This is a genomic window from Pseudomonas sp. NFPP25, from assembly GCF_900116505.1.
Lineage (GTDB): Bacteria > Pseudomonadota > Gammaproteobacteria > Pseudomonadales > Pseudomonadaceae > Aquipseudomonas > Aquipseudomonas protegens.
In genome coordinates this window covers 742679-761232 of the sequence record NZ_FPBG01000003.1, presented here as the reverse complement: position 1 = coordinate 761232, position 18554 = coordinate 742679, and the positions used below count along the sequence as shown (strand labels likewise).

General features: G+C 65.8%; 15 protein-coding genes. 9 read left to right on the top strand and 6 right to left on the bottom strand.

What is annotated here, in order from left to right:
* Positions 1 to 24: 24 nt before the first annotated feature.
* Complete coding sequence (locus BM382_RS15555) at positions 25 to 1800, bottom strand: sensor domain-containing diguanylate cyclase (RefSeq protein WP_053149541.1); 1776 nt, start codon at positions 1798 to 1800, stop codon at positions 25 to 27.
* 374 nt (positions 1801 to 2174) lie between these two features.
* On the opposite strand from BM382_RS15555, the gene BM382_RS15550 reads away from it, so the two are divergent.
* From BM382_RS15550 to BM382_RS15535, 4 genes are all read left to right on the top strand, one after another.
* A complete protein-coding gene (locus tag BM382_RS15550; protein WP_170866328.1) occupies positions 2175 to 3701 on the top strand; it encodes a DUF1800 domain-containing protein in 1527 nt (508 codons plus the stop codon).
* A gap of 27 nt (positions 3702 to 3728) precedes the next feature.
* Positions 3729 to 4916 (top strand): DUF1501 domain-containing protein, encoded by a 1188-nt coding sequence (locus BM382_RS15545; protein WP_072443248.1) that lies wholly within the window; start codon positions 3729 to 3731, stop codon positions 4914 to 4916.
* A gap of 476 nt (positions 4917 to 5392) precedes the next feature.
* Positions 5393 to 5680 (top strand): hypothetical protein, encoded by a 288-nt coding sequence (locus BM382_RS15540; protein WP_015634499.1) that lies wholly within the window; start codon positions 5393 to 5395, stop codon positions 5678 to 5680.
* A 217-nt stretch (positions 5681 to 5897) separates the two neighbouring features.
* Positions 5898 to 6272 (top strand): hypothetical protein, encoded by a 375-nt coding sequence (locus BM382_RS15535; protein ID WP_011059761.1) that lies wholly within the window; start codon positions 5898 to 5900, stop codon positions 6270 to 6272.
* Between the two features lie 57 nt (positions 6273 to 6329).
* Here BM382_RS15535 and BM382_RS15530 read toward each other — a convergent pair whose 3' ends face one another.
* Positions 6330 to 6866, bottom strand: a complete 537-nt coding sequence (locus BM382_RS15530; protein ID WP_072443246.1) for a GNAT family N-acetyltransferase — start codon at positions 6864 to 6866, stop codon at positions 6330 to 6332.
* A 231-nt stretch (positions 6867 to 7097) separates the two neighbouring features.
* Between BM382_RS15530 and BM382_RS15525 the strand changes: the two genes are divergently transcribed.
* Entirely contained in the window at positions 7098 to 9254 is a 2157-nt protein-coding gene (locus BM382_RS15525) for a TonB-dependent receptor (protein ID WP_011059759.1), read from the top strand.
* Positions 9255 to 9311: 57 nt separating this feature from the next.
* Here the strand turns inward: BM382_RS15525 and BM382_RS15520 are convergent, their stop codons facing one another.
* The 4 genes from BM382_RS15520 to BM382_RS15505 all read right to left on the bottom strand — a co-directional run bounded on the left by BM382_RS15520 (position 9312) and on the right by BM382_RS15505 (position 14696).
* The gene (locus BM382_RS15520) at positions 9312 to 10322 is read right to left on the bottom strand and encodes an Ldh family oxidoreductase (RefSeq protein ID WP_053149530.1); all 1011 of its coding nucleotides are present in this window, start codon (positions 10320 to 10322) and stop codon (positions 9312 to 9314) included.
* A 115-nt stretch (positions 10323 to 10437) separates the two neighbouring features.
* Positions 10438 to 12012: an aldehyde dehydrogenase (NADP(+)) gene (locus BM382_RS15515; protein ID WP_072443245.1), complete on the bottom strand. Its 1575-nt coding sequence runs from the start codon at positions 12010 to 12012 to the stop codon at positions 10438 to 10440.
* A 32-nt stretch (positions 12013 to 12044) separates the two neighbouring features.
* A complete protein-coding gene (locus tag BM382_RS15510; protein ID WP_011059756.1) occupies positions 12045 to 13616 on the bottom strand; it encodes an APC family permease in 1572 nt (523 codons plus the stop codon).
* 159 nt (positions 13617 to 13775) lie between these two features.
* A complete protein-coding gene (locus BM382_RS15505) occupies positions 13776 to 14696 on the bottom strand; it encodes a dihydrodipicolinate synthase family protein (protein ID WP_011059755.1) in 921 nt (306 codons plus the stop codon).
* Between the two features lie 276 nt (positions 14697 to 14972).
* Here BM382_RS15505 and BM382_RS15500 point away from each other — a divergent pair, with 276 nt between their 5' ends.
* Genes BM382_RS15500 through BM382_RS15485 form a run of 4 tightly spaced genes read left to right on the top strand, consistent with a single transcriptional unit; the run spans position 14973 to position 18539 of the window.
* Positions 14973 to 15905, top strand: coding sequence for a 4-hydroxyproline epimerase (locus BM382_RS15500; RefSeq protein WP_011059754.1), 933 nt, complete (start codon positions 14973 to 14975; stop codon positions 15903 to 15905).
* Entirely contained in the window at positions 15902 to 17023 is a 1122-nt protein-coding gene (locus tag BM382_RS15495) for an NAD(P)/FAD-dependent oxidoreductase (RefSeq protein ID WP_011059753.1), read from the top strand. Before BM382_RS15500 ends, BM382_RS15495 begins: the two co-directional genes overlap by 4 nt.
* On the top strand, positions 17020 to 17253 hold the full coding sequence (locus BM382_RS15490) for a 2Fe-2S iron-sulfur cluster-binding protein (protein WP_011059752.1): 234 nt from the start codon (positions 17020 to 17022) through the stop codon (positions 17251 to 17253). Before BM382_RS15495 ends, BM382_RS15490 begins: the two co-directional genes overlap by 4 nt.
* Complete coding sequence (locus BM382_RS15485; RefSeq protein WP_072443243.1) at positions 17250 to 18539, top strand: NAD(P)/FAD-dependent oxidoreductase; 1290 nt, start codon at positions 17250 to 17252, stop codon at positions 18537 to 18539. The genes BM382_RS15490 and BM382_RS15485 overlap by 4 nt, the downstream gene beginning before the upstream one ends.
* Positions 18540 to 18554 lie beyond the last annotated feature (15 nt).

Sequence of the window (18554 nt, the reverse complement as noted above, 5' to 3'; positions counted from 1 at the left end):
CGACAGCGGCTACAGAAGCCGCAGTCAGTAGCCTTGCTGTAGTGGAAAGCGCTGGGCCGCGCTGCGGGCCAGGAATTTTTCCTGGACCATGGGCCGGGCCAGGAAATAACCCTGGGCCTCATCGCAGCCGAAGGTGCGCAGCATCTGCAGGCACTTGAAGCTTTCAATACCCTCGGCCACGGTGCGGTAGCCCAGTTCCCGGGCCAGGGCGATGACCGAGCGGGTGATCTTCTGGTGCTGGGCACTGCTCTCAAGGTCGGTGACCATGGATTTGTCGAGCTTCACCACATTGGCCGGAATCTGATGCAGATAGGCGAAGTTACTGTAGCCGGTACCGAAATCGTCGATGGCCACATCCATGCCCAGGGCGCGGATCTTGCTCAACTGGTCCAGCACCCGCGGGTTGGAACGCAACCAGGCACCCTCGGTGATTTCCACTTCCAGGCGATGGGGTTCGATGCCGTGGCGGCGACAGGCCGCCTTGAGCACATCAGCGATGTCCTGGTCCTCGAAATCCTGGGGCGAGAGGTTGATCGACAGGCGCTGCACTTCACCGTCGCTCCAGGCCTGCAGCTTGCCGAGCACCGCATTGATCACCCAGTGGGTTACCCGGTGGATCAACGCATTGCGCTCCATCACCGGAATGAACTCCGCCGGTGAAATCGGCCCCAGCCAGGGGTGATCCCAGCGGATCAGCGCCTCGGCGCTGACCTGGGCGCCGTCGGGCAGGGCGAAACGCGGCTGAAACATCAGGTAGATCTGCCCACTGTCCAGGGCTTCGCTAATATCCGAGGCAAGGTTGAAGGCTCGCCGGTAGGCCTGGTCCCGCACCACGTCGTAAGGCGCCCAGGTGCTGCGGTTGAGGGTCGCCAGTTCCAGGGCGAACATGGCCTTGCGCAACACGTCGGGCACGGCGTCGCGGTCCGTGGAGAACTCCACCGTGCCCGCGCACACCCCGGGAATCATCGGCAGTTCCAGCCCTGGCGGCTGACGCCGCAGGCGCCGCACCAGGCCTTCCAGGAAGCGCTCGATCCCGGGAGCCGCCGGCAGCAGGAAGCCGAAGCGCTTGACCGATACGTGATACACCCGCACATGGCGCCCCAGGTAGGCGAGCAGTTGCTGGGCCAGGAACCGCACGATGGTCTCGAACGGCGCCAGGCCCATGGCCAGGGTCAGCTCGTGGGCCACGGTCATGTCCACCGCGTCCACCAGCACCAGCACGCGCCGTTCTCCCGGGTTCTCATCCGCCAGGTCGTACAGGTCGCTCTGAAATTGCTCACGGTTGGGCAGCCTGCTCACCGGGTCGCGCCGGGTCAGGCGCTGACGCTGCTCCACCTGCTCCATCACCAGGGATGCCAGGTCGCGCAGTTGCTGACGCTCGGCAGCGTTCAGGCGCTGGGGCTGGCGATCGATGACGCACAGGCTGCCGATCGCATGCCCGGTGGAGGTAATCAGCGGCGCGCCGGCATAAAAACCGATGCCCGGGTCTTGGGTCACCAGTGGGTTGGCGTGGAAACGCACATCCTGGCGGGCGTTTTCCACCTCGAATACATCACCGGACTTGATGGTATAGGCGCAGAACGATTGCTCGATGGGGGTCTGCTCGGGCGCAAAGCCCACCCGCGACTTGAACCACTGCCGATCACGGTCCACCAGGGTGATCAGGGCCGTGGGCACCTTGAAGTACTCTGCGGCCAGCCGGCAGATGCGGTCAAAACGCTCGCACCGGGCCGTATCCAGCAGTTCCAGGGCATACAGGGCAGCCAGGCGCTGCTCCTCGGCCAGCGCCTTATCGGGCATATTGCGCCTCGGGCAGGATCAACACACTCATCACCAATCTATCTCACCAACGCAGGGATGGAACGACACCCGGAAACCGGGTCGGGCCTTGAAGTAGTGGCACTACGACATCCATCGACAGCATGACGCAGTGACTAGTGCTTGCCAATTCCATCCGTCGGACGAACGGTCGACGGCAAGCCCCCCAACCCTGCGTTGAAACACTTGTCCTAGAGCATTGCCGACTGAAAGCCGGAACAACCCTCTGATAGCCTGCGACGCTATACCGCTGTGCTGCCCAGGGAGCCGGAACAGGCTTCACGCCCTGCCCTGAACCTGGCAACGGACGGCGAAAATCCCATCGGCCGCGACCTCTCACTTCGGACCAACCGCCCATGCCAAGGCTTTCCCCGTTGCCCCGCTGCCTGTACCTGGCTGTGCTGCTGCCAATCCTGGCCCATGCCGCACAACCTCAAGCGCCCAGTGCCGCCGACATCGCCTGGCTGCGGCGTGACGGCTTCGACCTGGACGCGGCGCAACTCCAGCGCCTGCACACCCTGGGGCGCAATGAGCTGCTGAGGGCGCAACTGGACGATCGCCTGCACGATCCGTTGCCACCGGTCATCGACACCCTGCTGCGCAGTTATCCGGCCCTGAACGATTCACCCCGCTCCCTGCTGGAGGAGTTCCAGCAGCGCCAGGAACAGATCAAGGCAATGCCCGAGGGCGAAGCGCGCAACCAGGCGCAAAAAGACCTGCGCCAGTACGCCGCCCAACTGGCTGAACAGACCCAGTCCAGTGTGCTGTTGCAAGCTGTCTACGGCCCCAACCAGCTCAAGGAACAACTGGTGCTGTTCTGGCTCAACCATTTCAGCGTGTTCCAGGGCAAGGGCAGGGTGCGGCTGCTGACCGCCGACTACCTTGAAAACACCCTCCGCCCCCACGCCCTGGGCAAGTTCAAGGACCTGCTGCTGGCCACCCTGCAAAGCCCGGCCATGCTCGAATACCTGGACAACAGCAGCAACGCCAGGGGCAAGGTCAACGAGAACTACGCCCGTGAACTGATGGAACTGCACAGCCTGGGCGTCGACGCCGGCTACAGCCAGGAAGACGTGCAACAGCTGGCGCTGATCCTCACCGGAGCCGGGCTGGCGCCCCTGGACGGTCGCGAGCAGCACTTTCCCCGCAACCTGCAGCCCCTGGTGGTGCAACAGGGCCTGTTCCAGTTCAACCCCAAACGTCACGACTTCAGCGACAAGCACCTGCTGGGCCATACCATCAAGGGCAGCGGGTATGACGAGATCACCCAGGCCGTAGACCTCATCACCCGGCAACCGGCCTGCGCGCGGTTCATCTCGCGCAAGCTGGCCCAGTACTTCGTCGCGGACGAGCCGCCGCCGGCGCTGGTGGCGCGCATGGCCAAGAGCTTCAGTGACAGCGATGGCGACATCGCCCAGGTCATGGCCACCCTGATGCAATCGCCGGAGCTGCTGCACGCGGCCGGCAGGAAATTCAAGGACCCGCAACAGTTCGTGGTCTCGGCGCTGCGCCTGACCTATGACGGCAAGCCCCTGGCCAACCCGCGACCACTGCTCAACTGGCTGAATCAGATGGGCCAGCCGCTGTTCGGGCGCATCACTCCCGACGGCTGGCCGCTGGTAGCCAGTGGCTGGTCGAGTTCCGGGCAGATGGCCAAGCGCTTTGAAATCGCCCGGGCCATGGGCTCGGGCAACAACCGGCTGTTCACCGCCGAGGGCAGCCAGGTCCCGGGGCCGGGGTTTCCCATGATCACCACGCCGATGTATTACCAGGCAATCGCCCCCTACCTCTCCAGCACCACCCGCAACGCCCTGGAGCAGGCCGTTTCCCCCCAGGAATGGAACACCTTCCTGCTGTCCTCGCCGGATTTCAACAATCGCTGAGAGCGCCCCACCTGACCAGGAGCCGTCATGAATCGTCGCCAATTGTTGATCGCAGCCGCCGCCCTGCCCAGCCTGACGTTTTGTGCCCGGCTGTTCGCCGCACCGGCCTCGGCGCCGCGCACCCTGCTGGTGTTCCTGCGCGGCGGCTATGACTGCAACAACCTGCTGGTGCCCTACAGCAGCGACTTCTACTACGAGTCGCGCCCGACCCTGGCGATTGCCCGGCCCGATGGGCACAACCCACAGAGCGCCATCGCCCTGGACAGCCACTGGGGCCTGAACCCGGTGCTGCGCGATTCGCTGTACCCGCTGTGGCAGCGCCAGGAACTCGCCTTCGTGCCCTTTGCCGGCACCGACGACCTGTCCCGCAGCCACTTCCAGACCCAGGACACTATCGAGGCCGGCCAGCCAAGCCAGCAGCACCGGCGCTACGACTCGGGGTTCCTCGCACGCCTGGCGCGGCAGGTGCCCGACAGCGCGCCTATCGCCTTTACCGACGCCCTGCCCCTGAGCTTCCAGGGCGGCCAGGAGATTCCCAACCTGTCCTTGCGCAGCGCCGGCAAGACGCCCTTCGATGAGCGCCAGGCAGCGATTCTGGCCTCCATGTACCAGCACACGCCCTATGCCGCCGCGGCCAGCGATGGACTGGCCCTGCGCCAGAAGGTCTCCCGGGAGCTGCAGCAAGAGATGCTCGCAGCCAATCGCGGGGCCGCCAATGCACAGAGCTTCGCCGCCCAGACCCGACGCATGGCCGGCCTGATGCGCGAGCAGTATCGCCTGGGCTTCGTCGATGTCGGCGGCTGGGATACCCACGTCAACCAGGGCAGCACCCAGGGCCAACTGGCCAGCAACCTGGCCAACCTCGGGCAAGGGCTGGCGGCCTATGCCGAGGCCATGGGCGAGCACTGGAAGGACAGCCTGGTGGTCGTGGTCTCCGAATTCGGCCGGACCTTTCGCGAGAACGGCGCCCGGGGCACCGACCACGGCCATGGCACGGTGTACTGGGTGTTGGGCGGCAGCATTCGCGGCGGGCGCCTGGCCGGCGAGCAAGTGACGGTGAACGCGCAAAGCCTGCTGCAGAACCGCGACTACCCGGTGCTCAACAACTACCGGGATCTGCTCGGTGGCCTACTGGGCGCTACCTGGGGGCTTTCCAGCGCTCAGGTGCAGGCGGTGTTCCCCGGTTCCCGGCCCGCGACCCTGGGCCTGGTCTGATGCCGTTGCTGAAACGACCGGGTGCTGGCAAAAAAAGAGCGATCCCAGGGTCTGTACGAAAACTCGCCGAGCAAAGATCAGGCAAGGCAAAAACAGGCGAGGAAGCGGAGTTTAGGAACCTAAATGAGCATTCCGAGCCTGTTTTTAACGCAGTCTGATCGAAGCGCAGGTAGTTTTCGTACAGAGCCCACGATCGCTCTGCGGTTCGCAAACGGATGCACCGGGCCATTCGCCCCGGCAGACTCTTGGCAACCTGCCGTGAATCCGCTTGAAACCATTTGCCCCCTGTCACCGCCCGGCTCCTGCCCGGCGTGCCGATATTTTTACCAGTGCGCAACTGTCTGCTTGCTGAACCTGAAGCCAATCCCGCCATCGATGCTGTCCCCCCTCCTGCCCGAGCGCTTGCCAAGCCGGGGAAAAACCTGAAGCATTCGCAGCCCGCGCCCCTGGCGCCCCCCCACGGAAGGAGCCGTGCCTTGAAAACACTGCTGTTGCTGCTCTCCCTCATCCTGCTGATGGTGCTCAACCTCGGTTACTACACCGAGCTTGAAGAGGCTGAAACCCATACCCGCTGGTTTATCAAGACATCCCCGACCCTGCGCCTGGAATTCTTCAACATCCACGCCAATGACGGCGACTACCGGCGCGTGGAAAAGCTCACCGATGAACAGCGCCAGATGATCATCGACTATTGCAAATACCGCCTGGGCATCGACACCCAGGTCACCACCCAGGCCGATGTGGAACGTTGCGCCAAGCTCTAGGGCCGCCCTGCCCCCCTCTCTCCCAGCCTCCGACCAGGGCTACGACCGCGCTAAACAGCCCTGATGCGGCGCTCATTGGCCCCTGGGGGCCGGAGCACCTGCGCCCGACACGGCTCCCAAAGTGCTATGGTGGCCGGCTGCCCTGCGTGCCAGGGCTCACTGGAGGAGCAATACGCTGAGCGCGTGGTCGCCACCTTGAGGAGGTCACTGAAGAGATATGTGTAACGCAAAAGATATCTATACCGCGGGTTGGGCCCTGGTGGTCATGGCCGGGCTGGTGTCCCTGGCGATCCAGGTCTACCTGGGCTATTTCAGGCTTGATGACATGGTCAAGCACCTGTCGCGCTGCCGGGTCATTGCCATCCGCATGCCGCTCCTGGGCAAGGACCCCCTTAGCCGTTTCTTCATGCTGCTGTGCATCGGCGCACTGTTCGCCATGCCCCACCTGTTCCTGCGCAACGGCGGCCTGAACGTGAAGGACTACAGGAAATTCCCCCTGGGCCTGAAGTGGCTGATCAATCTGTTCCAGTTCGCGGCCCTGGTGGCCGTCATTGCCTTCCTGGTGCTGTGGTGGGTCAGCCGCCACCTCTGACGGCAGGCATGGACCATACGGGGCGCCACCACCGGCGCCCCACGCTTGCCCCCCGCCTCAGCCAGCCGGCCGTTGCTGGCAAAAATCCTCACGGGTCATTGCAAAGAAGCGGCAGGGCAAGCCTTCGAAATCGGCATTGTGAGTGAAGCGAAAACCGACCTTGCGCGCCACCGCCAACGACGCCTCGTTGTCGACATGGGCATCGGCGACTATGCGCTGCACCGCCGGGTCGGCAAACGCATGCTCGACGATCCGCCGCGCGGCCTCGCTGGCAAAACCCCGCCCCCAGGCCCGCCGCACCAGGCGCCAGCCCATTTCCAGCTCGGGCCCCACAGCATCGAAGGGAATGAAGGAAACCCAGCCCAGCAACTCATCCGGCGCGTCCTTGGCGAAGATCGCCCAATACCCGCAGCGCGGGCCGAAATCCTGGGTCATGCGCCCCTGTAAAAAGTCCCTGTGCCACTGCCCGCCATCCCAGGTCCCGGTGATGAAGCGCGTGACTTCGGGATCCTGATCCATACCCAGGCACGCCTGGAAGTGCTCAAGGGTACGGGGGCGCAGCAACAGGCGGGCGGTTTCGAAATGCAGGTTCATCCGTGAGCCTCCTGAAAGGGGGCGCTCATGAAACCGCAACGCCGGAAAAAAAAGAACCCTCCGGTTCAGCAACAGGCCACGGCCCCTTGGTAGCGGTCCTGAGGAGGGCCCGGATATCGCGCATACAACGACGCATACACTTTTCGACATGATTGTTCAGATAGTTCTGATTGAATGATATTAATTCGCAGATGAGAATCCATTCCAAATAAAACGGAGGCTCTATCTGAAATGTCCAGTCCTGCCCGCCCACACCCATGGAAGTTGTGGTCCACATCCCTCGGTTTGATGGCCCTTAGCGAAGCCAGCCTCGGCGCCACCGAGCAATCCACCGAACGCCCATCCGACCCGGCATCCGTCACCCTCGGCACCACCCACGTCAAGGGCGAACACAAGCCGGGATACAAGCGCGAAACATCGGATTCGGTGAAGTTCACCGCACCGCTGCGCGAAACCCCGAAGTCGGTGACCATCATCACCGAATCCCTGATGCAGGAGCGTGCGGTGTCGACCCTGGCCGATGCCCTGCGCACCACGCCGGGAATCACCTTCGGCGCGGGCGAAGGCGGCACGCCGCTGGGCGACCGGCCCTTCATCCGTGGTTTCGAAGCCAGCACCGACATCATGATCGACGGCATTCGCGATGTCGGGCGCATGACCCACGAAGCCTTCAACGTCGAGCAGATCGAGATCGTCAAGGGCCCGGGCTCGGCCTACGCGGGGCGCGGTTCCACCGGCGGCACCATCAACCTGGTCAGCAAAGTGCCGCAGCAGGAAACCTTCGCCGCCGGCAGCCTGACCCTGGGCACCGATCAACTGCGCCGCACCACCGTCGACCTCAACCAGTACCTGCCCGAACAGAACATGGCGCTGCGCCTGAACGCCATGAAGCATGAAGCCGATACCCCCGGGCGCGACGATGTGGAAGTCACCCGCTGGGGCCTGGCGCCGAGCTTTTCCTTCGGCCTGAACACCGATACCCGCGGCACCCTCAGCTACTACCACATGCAGAGCGACGACATTCCCGACCAGGGTGTTCCGGTATCGGCCATCAGCGGCAAGCCGGTCAAGGTCGACCGGGACAATTTCTACGGCTTCAGCAAACGCGACTTCCGCAAGACCTCGGCCGACCTGTTCACCCTGCAACTGGAGCACGACTTCAATGACCACCTGACCCTGCGCAACACCACACGCCAGGGGCGCAGCATGCAGGACTACATCATGAGCCGGCCGATTGCGACACCGGCCCAGGAGCGCAACAACCTCGCACAACGCACCGCTCGCCCACGTAACGTGGTCAATACCTCGCTGATCAACCAAACCGATATTTTCGGCAAGTTCGACACCGGCTCCATCGGCCACAGCTACAGCGCCGGCCTGGAATTCTCCCGGGAACGGATCGACGAGAAAAACCGCTATGGCAGCGCGGGCAGCGCCGACCTCGGTGACCTGAACCACCCTAACCCCAAGGATCCCTTCACCCCGGTGCCACGCGGCGATGGCCAGCATCGCGTTACCAAGCACAACAACCGCGCCCTATACGTGATGGACACCCTGGCCCTGCATGAACAATGGGACCTGAACCTGGGGGCGCGCTTCGACAACTACCACGTGCGAGATGGTGTGCAGAGCAACCGCAGCAACCTCTGGACCTACCAGAGCGGCATCGTCTTCAAGCCGCTGCCGTACGGCAGCATCTACCTGTCCTACGGCACCTCGTTCAACCCATCGGGGGAAACCGCTGGGCAATCCGGGGGGGCCGACGGCGCCGCGGGCGGGCGGTTGAGCAACCTGGATCCGGAAAAGAGCCGCAGCATCGAGCTGGGCACCAAGTGGGACCTGCTGAACGAACGCCTGTCCCTGACCGCGGCCCTGTTCAAGACCGAGAAGACCAACGCCCGGACCTACGACCCGATCAGCAACGAGGTCACGCTGGACGGCGACGTCGAGGTGAAGGGGTTTGAAGTGGGAGCCACCGGCCATCTCACCGAGCAGTGGGAAGTGATGGCGGGCTACACCTACCTGGATGCCAAGACGGTCAAGTATGCATCCGGAAAAAACACCAACTTCGATGGCAACCAGGCCAAGTTCATCGCCCCCAACAGCGGCTCGGTCTGGACCACCTACGCCCTCACCGACCGCTGGAAGGTCGGCGGCGGCGCCAACTATGTGGACAAGCGCTATACCAACGATGAAAACACCCGCAGCCTCGATTCCTACTGGCGCTACGACGCCATGCTCGCCTACCGGGTGAACAAGAACCTGGACCTGCAACTCAACGTGCTCAACCTCACCGACGAGACTTACTACGACGCCTCCCACGTGGGGATGTTCGCCACCGTCGCGCCGGGGCGCTCCGCCGAGCTGGCGGCCAACGTACGCTTCTGATGCCGTAAAGCCGGCTCCTGCACTCATCCGCAGGAGCCGTCTGCCGGTGAACAGGCCTCAGAGCAACCCGCGAATATCCTCCAGCAGCCCTCGGGGAATCTGCACCCCGTGCTCCAGGCTGCGGGCCCGGGCCGCAAAACGCCGCTGTGACGGCAGCCGTGCGCCCTGTCGGGCAATCGCCGCGAACAACCCTTCCGCCCGTTCCAGCCCCTGCTCATAGCCCTCCCCCAAAAACACCCTGGGATCGAACGCCAGCACCAGTTCCCCATGGCAGGGCGTAGCCCCCACGCCTCCATCGAAGGCCATGGACTCGGCACTGGTCAGGTCGCCGATCAGGGCACCGGCCAGCAACTCGATCATCGCCGCCAGGGCCGAACCCTTGTGCCCGCCGAACGTCTGCATGGCGCCCTGCAACGCCGCCTTCGCATCAGTGGTGGGCTGGCCATCGGCGTCGATGGCCCAGTGCTCGGGAATCGGCTTGCCCTGGCGCGCATGCAGTTCGATATCCCCCCGGGCAATGGCACTGGTGGCGAAGTCAAAGACAAAAGGCTGGCCCCCCGGGCGCGGCCAGGCAAAGGCCAGGGGGTTGGTGCCGAACACCGGATGACGCCCGCCCGCCGGGGCCACCCAGCTATGGCTGGGGTTCATCGCCATCCCTACCAGGCCGTAGTCGGCAATCGCCTCGACCTCCGGCCACAGCGCGGAAAAGTGGAAGCAGCGCTTGATCACCATGGCGGCGATGCCCTGGCTGCGGGCCTTTTCCGCAAGGATCGGCAAACCGGTATGAAAACCCAGCAGGGAGTAGCCGTAATGGGCATCCACCTCCAGCACCCCGGGAGAAACATGCCGCAGGCTGGGTTCGGCCCGGGGGTCTATCCGGCCCTCGCGCACCGAACGTACGCAGCCCAGCAGACGATACACCCCATGGGAGTGGCACTCGTCACGCTGGCCCTGGGTGATGACTTCGGCGATCGCCCGGGCATGGGCGTCGGACAGGCCGTGGCGAGTGAGGACCTGATAGGACAGGGCACAGACTTCATCCAGTGACAGGGTGATGTATTCAGACATGCAGGAACCTCTATGGCAGGTGGGGAACGCTCCTGTGGGAGAGTTTGCGGATAGGTAAGGCAAGAAGGATGAGCAGGCGCGCCGGCACTCCCGAGGAGAGCAGGCGCGCCTCGGGTCAGCCCGGGCCCTGGCCGTCGAGCAACTGCGGCACCTGCAATGGATTGGCGCTGTGCAGTTCAGCCGGCAACAGCGACTCGGGCAGGTCCTGGTAGGACACCGGGCGCAGGAAGCGCTGGATCGCCAGGCTGCCCACTGAAGTGCTGCGGCTGTCGGAAGTGGCCGGGAACGGCCCGCCATGGACCATGGCATGGGCCACTTCGACACCGGTGCCGAAACCGTTGGCCAGCAGGCGCCCGGCCTTGCTCTCCAGCAGCGGCAGCAGCGCCCGCACCTGCGGCTGATCGCCCTCGCCCAGGTGAATGGCAATGGTCAGCTGGCCCTCCAGGCTGCGCAGTACCTGTTGCAGGACAGTCAAGTCGGCGCAGCGGACAATCAGCGAGGCCGGGCCAAAGATCTCCCCGCGCAACTCGGGGCACGCCATGAACGCCGCGGCCGAGGTGGCGAACAATGCCCCGCGCGCCTGCTGGCCCTGCCCTTCCGGGCCCTGGGCCAGGAGCTGCACCCGGGCATGCGCCGCGAGGCTGGCCACGCCTTGGCAGTAGCTGCGGTAAATGCCCGGCGTGAGCATGGTCTGCGCCGCCACGTGGCCGAGGGCCTCGGCGGCGGCCCGCTCAAAACGCTGCAACGCCGGCCCATCGACGGCCAGGATCAACCCCGGGTTGGTGCAGAACTGCCCGGCGCCCTGGGTCAGCGAGGCGACAAACGCAGGGGCGATCTGCTCGCCGCGCTCCTCAAGGGCATGGGGCAACAGCAGCACCGGATTGATCGAACTCATCTCCGCATACACCGGGATCGGCTCGGCGCGCGCCGCGGCGATCTGCATCAGGGCCATCCCGCCGCTGCGCGAGCCGGTGAAACCCACGGCCTTGATCCGCGAGTCCGCCACCAGCCCCTGGCCGATATCCCGGCCACTGTCGAACAACAGTGAAAACACCCCTTCGGGCATTCCCTGCTGCCGTGCCGCCCGGGCGATGGCCTGGGCCACCAGCTCCGAGGTGCCGGGGTGGGCCGAGTGCGCCTTGACGATCACCGGGCAGCCCGCCGCCAGGGCCGATGCGGTATCGCCGCCGGCCACGGAAAAGGCCAAAGGAAAGTTCGACGCACCGAACACCGCCACCGGCCCCAGACCCATCTGCCGCAAGCGCAGGTCGACCCTGGGCAAAGGCTGGCGCCCGGGCTGCGCCGGGTCGATCCGCACCCCGAGAAACCCGCCCTTGCGCACCACCGCGGCAAACAGCCGCAACTGGCCAACAGTGCGCCCGCGCTCGCCTTCCAGGCGGGCACGGGGCAGGCCGGTTTCCAGCAGGCAACGCTCGATCAGTTCATCCCCCAGCTCAAGAATCTGGCTGGCGATACTCTCCAGAAACGCCGCCCGCCGCTCCAGCGGCAACAGCCGATAAGGCTCGAACGCCGCCTGGGCCAGGGCACAGGCACGCTCCAGGTCGGCCGGTGCGGCCCCGCCAAAAGCCGGTTGCAGCACCTGGCCGGTGGCCGCGTTCAGCCCATGGATATGCCCGTGGGTGCCCAAGGTAGCTTGCTGGCCGATCAGCATCTGTCCAGTAACAGTCATGGTTTGCCTCGTCTGCTTGAAAGTGGGCACCCTCATTCCACCTCATCGCCGTCCAGCACCAGCTTGGCGCCGGGCACGCCGGTGTTGGCGCCCCAGTAGTAGATACACAGGGCCATGAGGGTGACGGTCAGGGTGTCGAAGGGGTGAGCCAGGGCGCCGATGCCGCCGAAGCTGCCCAGGTAGGAAATGACGATGGTCAGGGCATAGAACGCGATCAGCCACAGGGACGAACGCACCTGTTCGCCAAGGCTCAAGTGATCGGTGGGCACCAGGCGCTTGCACAACAGGTAGATCACGAACATCAGGATCTGCAGCCCCAGCAGCCAGGACACCGTGCCCCAGCCCGACCAGTAGACGATCAGCGCCGCGATCACGAAGGACACCGGCCCCAGCAGGGCAAAACCACGCACGCGGAACGGCCGCGCCAACTCCGGCGCGCTCTTGCGCAAGGCCGCGACACTGATGGGCGCCACTGCATAGCTCAGTACCAGGGCCGCCGAGACCACATTGATCAGGGCTTCCCAGGAAGGGAACGGCAAGGTCCAGAACACCGACAGGCCGAAGGTCAGCCACAGCGCCGGACGCGGAATGCCGGACTCTTCGTCGATGCGGGTGAAGATCTTGAAAAAGGTCCCGGTACGGGCCCAGCCGTAGACCACCCGCGGCGTGGCGTTCATGTAGATGTTGCCGCAGCCGCTGGGGGAGATCACCGCGTCGGCCACCACCAGGTAGGCCAGCCAGCCGACCCCGAGCGTCAGGGCGATATCGCGGTACGGCAGAGAGAACTCCTTGCTGATGCCGCTCCAGCCGTTGGCCAGCATTTCCGTGGGAATGCTGCCCAGGAAGGCCAGTTGCAGCAGGCCGTAGATCAGGGTCGAGAGCAACACCGAAAGGATCAGGGCAATGGGAATGGTGCGCTGCGGATTGCGCACTTCGCTGGCCACGGAAATGATCGGGGTCAGCCCCAGGTAGGCAAAGATGATGCCCCCCGCCGAGACCGCCATCTCGATCCCCGAGAGACCGAACGGCGCAAAGCCCTGGACATGGAAGTTATCGGGCTTGAAGAAGCTGAACAGCACCCCGATCACCAGCAGCGGCACGATGAACTTGAACAGGCTGATGAAGTTGTTGGATTTGGCGAAGGTCTTGACGCTGTAGTAGTTGAGCCAGAAGAACAGGCACAACAGGGCGAACTGCACCAGCCAGCCGATGATCGTCGGGTTGCTCGAACCCTCGTGGGTCAGCGCCGGGAACCAGGCCGCGGCGTACTGCCGGGCCGCCACCACTTCAATCGCCACCAGGCTGGAAAAGGCGATCAGGGTGATGAACCCCATCAGGTAGCCCAGCAGCGGCCCGTGGGAAAACACTGGATAGCGCACTACCCCGCCGGCCCGGGGCAGGGCTGCCCCCAGCTCACAGTAGACGATGCCCAGCAGCAGTACGGCAAAGCCGCCCAGCAGCCAGGAAAAGATCCCCGCCGGCCCGGCAATCGCCGAAACGTGGCTGGCAGCGAACAGCCAGCCGGAACCGAAAATCGCACCCAGACCGATAAAGGTCAGGTCCACCAGAGAGAGTTGTTTCTTGAATTTGCCTTTGCCTGACATGGGGCTGCGCCTGTTTTGGATTATTGGAATGGGCAGATGGAATGTCACGTCGGCGGGGCCGTCCGACGCTTGCAGCACTGCACCCGGGCTGTGCCTCGTGGCTTCCCGGAGCTGTTGTTCGAAAGCGGGCGCCCTTCACCCTGGGCGCCCGTGAACGCCTTACAAGCCGACGTTGGGCAGGCTCGGGCGCGTGGCCAGGGCCTTGGCGACAATCGCCTTGACCTCGGCCAGGGTCTCGCCTTGCAGTGGCAAGCGCGGCGGCCGGGTAATGGACGAACCACGCCCTACCAGTTCCTCGCAGAGCTTGATGCATTGCACCAGGTCCGGACGGGCATCCAGGTGCAGCAGCGGCATGAACCAGCGGTACAGGGCCAGGGCTTCCTCGAAGCGCTTTTCCTTGGCCAGGCGGAACAGCGTCTCGCCCTCCTTGGGGAAGGCCACGGACATCCCGGAGACCCAGCCCTCGGCGCCCACCGCAACGCTTTCCACCACCACGTCATCGAGCCCGGCGAACAGCACGAAGCGGTCGCCGACGGCATTGCGCAGGTCGATGAAGCGCCGGGTATCGCCGGAGGAATCCTTGAAGCAGACGATGTTCTCGCAGTCCTGCAGGGCGATCAGTACGTCGGGGGTGACGTCGTTCTTGTAGATGGGCGGGTTGTTGTAGACCATCACCGGCAGGTCGGTGCCGGTGGCCACTGCGCGAAAATGCGCGGCGGTCTCATGGGGCTTGGCCGAGTACACCAGGGCGGGCATCACCATCACCCCGTCGGCCCCGGCCCTGGCGGCCTCGCGCACGGTGTTGCGGGCAAACTCGGTGGTGAATTCGGCCACCCCGGCAATCACCGGCACCCGGCCGCCGGCGGCGTCCTTGGCCACTTCGATCACCGCGAGTTTTTCCGCGGTGGTCAACGAGGTGTTCTCCCCCACGGTGCCGCACACCACCAGCCCCGAGACGCCATCGTCCACCAGGCTGCGCATGACCTTGTGGGTGGCTTGCAGGTTCAGGGAAAAATCGGCGTTGAACTGGGTGGTCACTGCGGGGAACACACCGCTCCACTGGATGGCTTTACGGCTCATGGTCTTGTCCTTGTATGAGGTCGGCCGGGCCGACAGGCGTTGGATACGAAATCCAGAGTCGCCTTTTATCCCCGTCGCAGCTTGAGACTTTTCACCCCCGAAGGAGACGAAATCGGCACACTTGCCCGACGCTCGCGGCTCACCGGCGCGTTCCTCGCACACCGCCTCGACAGCCGAACGGACTGTGCCGATTTCGTCATCCACGACAGCGAAAACCCACAAGCGGCAGCGCCCCCGCCAAGGCCACTCTGTAGCTCTTTGCCCTCAGGTGCCCTCATGAAAAAAATAACCGTGATCGACTCCCACACCGGGGGTGAACCCACCCGCCTGGTCATCGACGGCTTTCCCGACCTGGGCCGCGGCTCCATGGCCGAACGCTTGCAGATCCTGGAGCGCGAGCACGACCAGTGGCGCCGGGCCTGCGTCCTCGAACCCAGGGGCAGCGACGTGCTGGTGGGGGCCCTGCTGTGCCAGCCGCAGGCCGGCGACGCCTGTGCCGGAGTGATCTTCTTCAACAACAGCGGCTACCTGGGCATGTGCGGCCACGGCACCATTGGCCTGGTGCGCTCGCTGTATCACCTGGGGCGCATCGACCAGGGCGTGCACCGTATCGAAACCCCGGTGGGCACCGTCGAGGCCACCCTGCACGAGGACCTGTCGGTGAGCGTGCGCAACGTCCCCGCCTACCGCTACCGCACCCAGGTGATGCTGCAACTGCCCGGCCACGGCAAGGTGCACGGCGACATCGCCTGGGGCGGCAACTGGTTCTTCCTGATCAGCGACCACGGCCAGCGCATTGCCCTGGACAATGTCGAAGCCCTGACCCACTACACCCGGGACGTGCGCCAGGCCCTGGAAGCCGCCGGCATCACCGGCGCCGAGGGCGGGGTCATCGACCACATCGAATTGTTCGCCGACGACCCGCAAGCCGATAGCCGCAACTTCGTGCTCTGCCCCGGCAAGGCCTACGACCGTTCGCCCTGCGGCACCGGCACCAGCGCCAAGCTGGCGTGCCTGGCGGCGGACGGCAAGCTCGCCCCGGGCCAGGCCTGGCGCCAGGCCAGTGTCATCGGCAGCCAGTTCAGCGCCCACTATGAGAAGGTCGGCGAGCAACTGATTCCGATCCTTCGCGGCAGTGCCCACATCAGCGCCGAAGCCACTCTGCTGCTGGACGACAGCGATCCGTTCGTCTGGGGCATCGGCTCGTGACGCCGGTGGCCGAGGCCGAGGTGATAGTGGTGGGCGCTGGCATCATCGGTGCCGCCTGCGCCCATGAGCTGGCCCGGCGCGGCCTGCGGGTGCAGGTGCTCGACGATGGTCGTGGCGGTGCCACCGGGGCCGGCATGGGCCATCTGGTGGTGATGGACGACAACCCGGCGGAACTGGCCTTGAGTCACTACTCCCTCGGCCTCTGGCGGCAGCTGCGCGAACGCCTGCCCGACGCCTGCGCCTACCGGAACTGCGGCACCTTGTGGTTGGCCGCCGACCACCACGAGAGGGACCTGGCGCGGGCCAAGCAGCAGGCCCTGGCCGACCACGGCATCAGCGGCGAGCTGCTGGACAGCACCCGGCTGGCGAGCCTGGAACCGATGTTGCGCAAAGGCCTGGCCGGTGCGCTGAAGATCTCCGGCGACGCGATCCTCTACGCCCCGGCCACTGCCCACTGGCTGCTCGGCAACGCTTCGCTGATCAGGCGCCAGGCAGCCCGGGTGCGCAGCGTCGCCGGGGACCAGGTGGAGCTCGCCGACGGTCGCGTGCTGAGGGCACAACGGGTGCTGCTGGCCAACGGCTTCGCTGCCCGGGAACTGTTGCCGGCCCTGCCCCTGCGCCCGAAGAAGGGCCATCTGCTGATCAGCGACCGCTACCCGCACCAGGTCGGCCACCAACTGGTGGAGCTGGGTTACGCCGCCAGCGCCCACGCCAGCCACGGCACCTCGGTGGCGTTCAATGTCCAGCCGCGGCCCACCGGTCAGTTGCTGATCGGCTCGTCCCGACAGTTCGACACCCTCGATCCGGCCATCGAACCCAGCGTACTGGCGCCCATGCTGCGGCGCGCCGTGGACTACCTGCCGGCGCTCGCCGAGCTCAACGGCATCCGCGCCTGGACCGGCTTTCGCGCCGCCACGCCGGATGGCCTGCCAATCCTCGGCGAACACCCGCGGCAACCGGGCCTGTGGCTGGCGGTCGGGCACGAAGGCCTGGGAGTCACCACCGCTCCCGGCAGCGCGCGACTGCTGGTGGACCTGATGCTGGGCGAATGCCCGGCGCTCGACCCGCGCCCCTATCTGCCCGGGCGCTTCGCCGCCCTGACTGGAGACTTGCCATGATCATCTACCTGGACCAGCAGGCCCTGCAGGTGGCCGACGGCCTCAGCGTGGCCGCCGCCGTGGCCGGCAGCGCCGACCCGCGCACCCGCACCTCCTGCGGTGGCCAGCCGCGGACCGTGTTCTGCGGCATGGGCATCTGCCAGGAATGCCGGATGACCATCGATGGCCGCCGCCAGCTGGCCTGCCAGACCCTGTGCCGGGACGGCATGCAGGTGGAGCGCAGCCAATGACCGCCCGCCACCTGCAGTGCCAGATCCTCATCGTCGGCAGCGGCCCGGCGGGGCTGGCCGCCGCCCAGGCCGCCAGCCACAGCGCCAGCTCGATCCTGATCGTCGATGACAACCCGCGCCCCGGCGGCCAGATCTGGCGCCACGGCCCCCAGCATCCGCCCAGCGCCGCCCAGGCCGAGCACTTCAAGGTACTGCAGCACCCGGCGGTGCGTTACCTCAGCGCCACCCGCATCATCTCAACCCTGGGCACCCACAGCCTGTTGCTCGAAGATGCGCGGCAGGCCTGGCACGTGGAATTCGAACAACTGATCCTGTGCTGTGGCGCCCAGGAACTGCTGCTGCCCTTCCCCGGCTGGACCCTGCCCGGGGTGACCGGGGCCGGCGGCCTGCAAGCGCTGCTCAAGAACGGCCTGGCGGTGGCAGGAAAGACCCTGGTGATCGCCGGCAGCGGTCCCTTGCTGCTGGCCAGCGCCGCCACCGCGCGCCGCGCCGGCGGCCGGGTGGTGCGGGTGCTGGAACAGGCCCCGGCGGCCTCGCTGCTGGGTTTTGCCGCCCAGTTGTGGCGCTGGCCGAACAAGCTGGCCCAGGCCCTGAGCCTGGCCACCCCGAGCTATCGCTGCAACGCCCACGTGGTCGAGGCGCTGGGCGAGCAGCACCTGCAGGCCGTGCGCATCCGCCAGGGCCGGCGCACCCTGGAAATCCCCTGCGACTACCTGGCCTGCGGCTTCGGCCTGGTGCCCAATGTGCGCCTGGCCAGCCACCTGGGCTGCCGCCTGGAACAGGGCGCGATCGCGGTCGATCAGCAACAGCGCAGCAGCCTGCCCCAGGTCCTGGCCGCCGGCGAGTGCACGGGCATCGGTGGCAGCGAACTGGCGCTGATCGAAGGCCGGATCGCCGGCTGTGTGGCCAGCGGGCAGGCAGACCGGGCCGCCGAACTGATCCAGCAGCGCCGTCACTGGCAGCATTTTGCCGAGCGCCTGCTGCGGCATTTCGAGCTGCAGCCGCAGGTCCTGCAACTGGCCCGAGCTGATACTCTGCTGTGCCGGTGCGAGGATGTGCCCTACGCCGCCGTGGCCGCAGCCCCCGACTGGGCCCAGGCCAAGCTGCAGAGCCGCTGCGGCATGGGCGCCTGCCAGGGCCGGGTCTGTGCCAGCGCGGCCCACCGCCTGTTTGGCTGGGTACCCACCCCGCCACGGGCACCCCTGGTGCCGGCGCGGATCGCCACGCTGCTGCTCGACAGCCAGCAGGCACGCCCCGGCGCCGACAATGCAACCGGCGGCCCCTGAACCCCTTGGCTTTAT

Bases quoted from the DNA above. Each gene is read 5' to 3' on its own strand.
- BM382_RS15555 (WP_053149541.1), bottom strand. From the start codon at position 1,800: ATGCCCGATAAGGCGCTGGCCGAGGAGCAGCGCCTGGCTGCCCTGTAT.
- BM382_RS15550 (WP_170866328.1), top strand. From the start codon at position 2,175: ATGCCAAGGCTTTCCCCGTTGCCCCGCTGCCTGTACCTGGCTGTGCTG.
- BM382_RS15545 (WP_072443248.1), top strand. From the start codon at position 3,729: ATGAATCGTCGCCAATTGTTGATCGCAGCCGCCGCCCTGCCCAGCCTG.
- BM382_RS15535 (WP_011059761.1), top strand. From the start codon at position 5,898: ATGTGTAACGCAAAAGATATCTATACCGCGGGTTGGGCCCTGGTGGTC.
- BM382_RS15530 (WP_072443246.1), bottom strand. From the start codon at position 6,866: ATGAACCTGCATTTCGAAACCGCCCGCCTGTTGCTGCGCCCCCGTACC.
- BM382_RS15525 (WP_011059759.1), top strand. From the start codon at position 7,098: ATGTCCAGTCCTGCCCGCCCACACCCATGGAAGTTGTGGTCCACATCC.
- BM382_RS15520 (WP_053149530.1), bottom strand. From the start codon at position 10,322: ATGTCTGAATACATCACCCTGTCACTGGATGAAGTCTGTGCCCTGTCC.
- BM382_RS15515 (WP_072443245.1), bottom strand. From the start codon at position 12,012: ATGACTGTTACTGGACAGATGCTGATCGGCCAGCAAGCTACCTTGGGC.
- BM382_RS15510 (WP_011059756.1), bottom strand. From the start codon at position 13,616: ATGTCAGGCAAAGGCAAATTCAAGAAACAACTCTCTCTGGTGGACCTG.
- BM382_RS15505 (WP_011059755.1), bottom strand. From the start codon at position 14,696: ATGAGCCGTAAAGCCATCCAGTGGAGCGGTGTGTTCCCCGCAGTGACC.
- BM382_RS15500 (WP_011059754.1), top strand. From the start codon at position 14,973: ATGAAAAAAATAACCGTGATCGACTCCCACACCGGGGGTGAACCCACC.
- BM382_RS15490 (WP_011059752.1), top strand. From the start codon at position 17,020: ATGATCATCTACCTGGACCAGCAGGCCCTGCAGGTGGCCGACGGCCTC.
- BM382_RS15485 (WP_072443243.1), top strand. From the start codon at position 17,250: ATGACCGCCCGCCACCTGCAGTGCCAGATCCTCATCGTCGGCAGCGGC.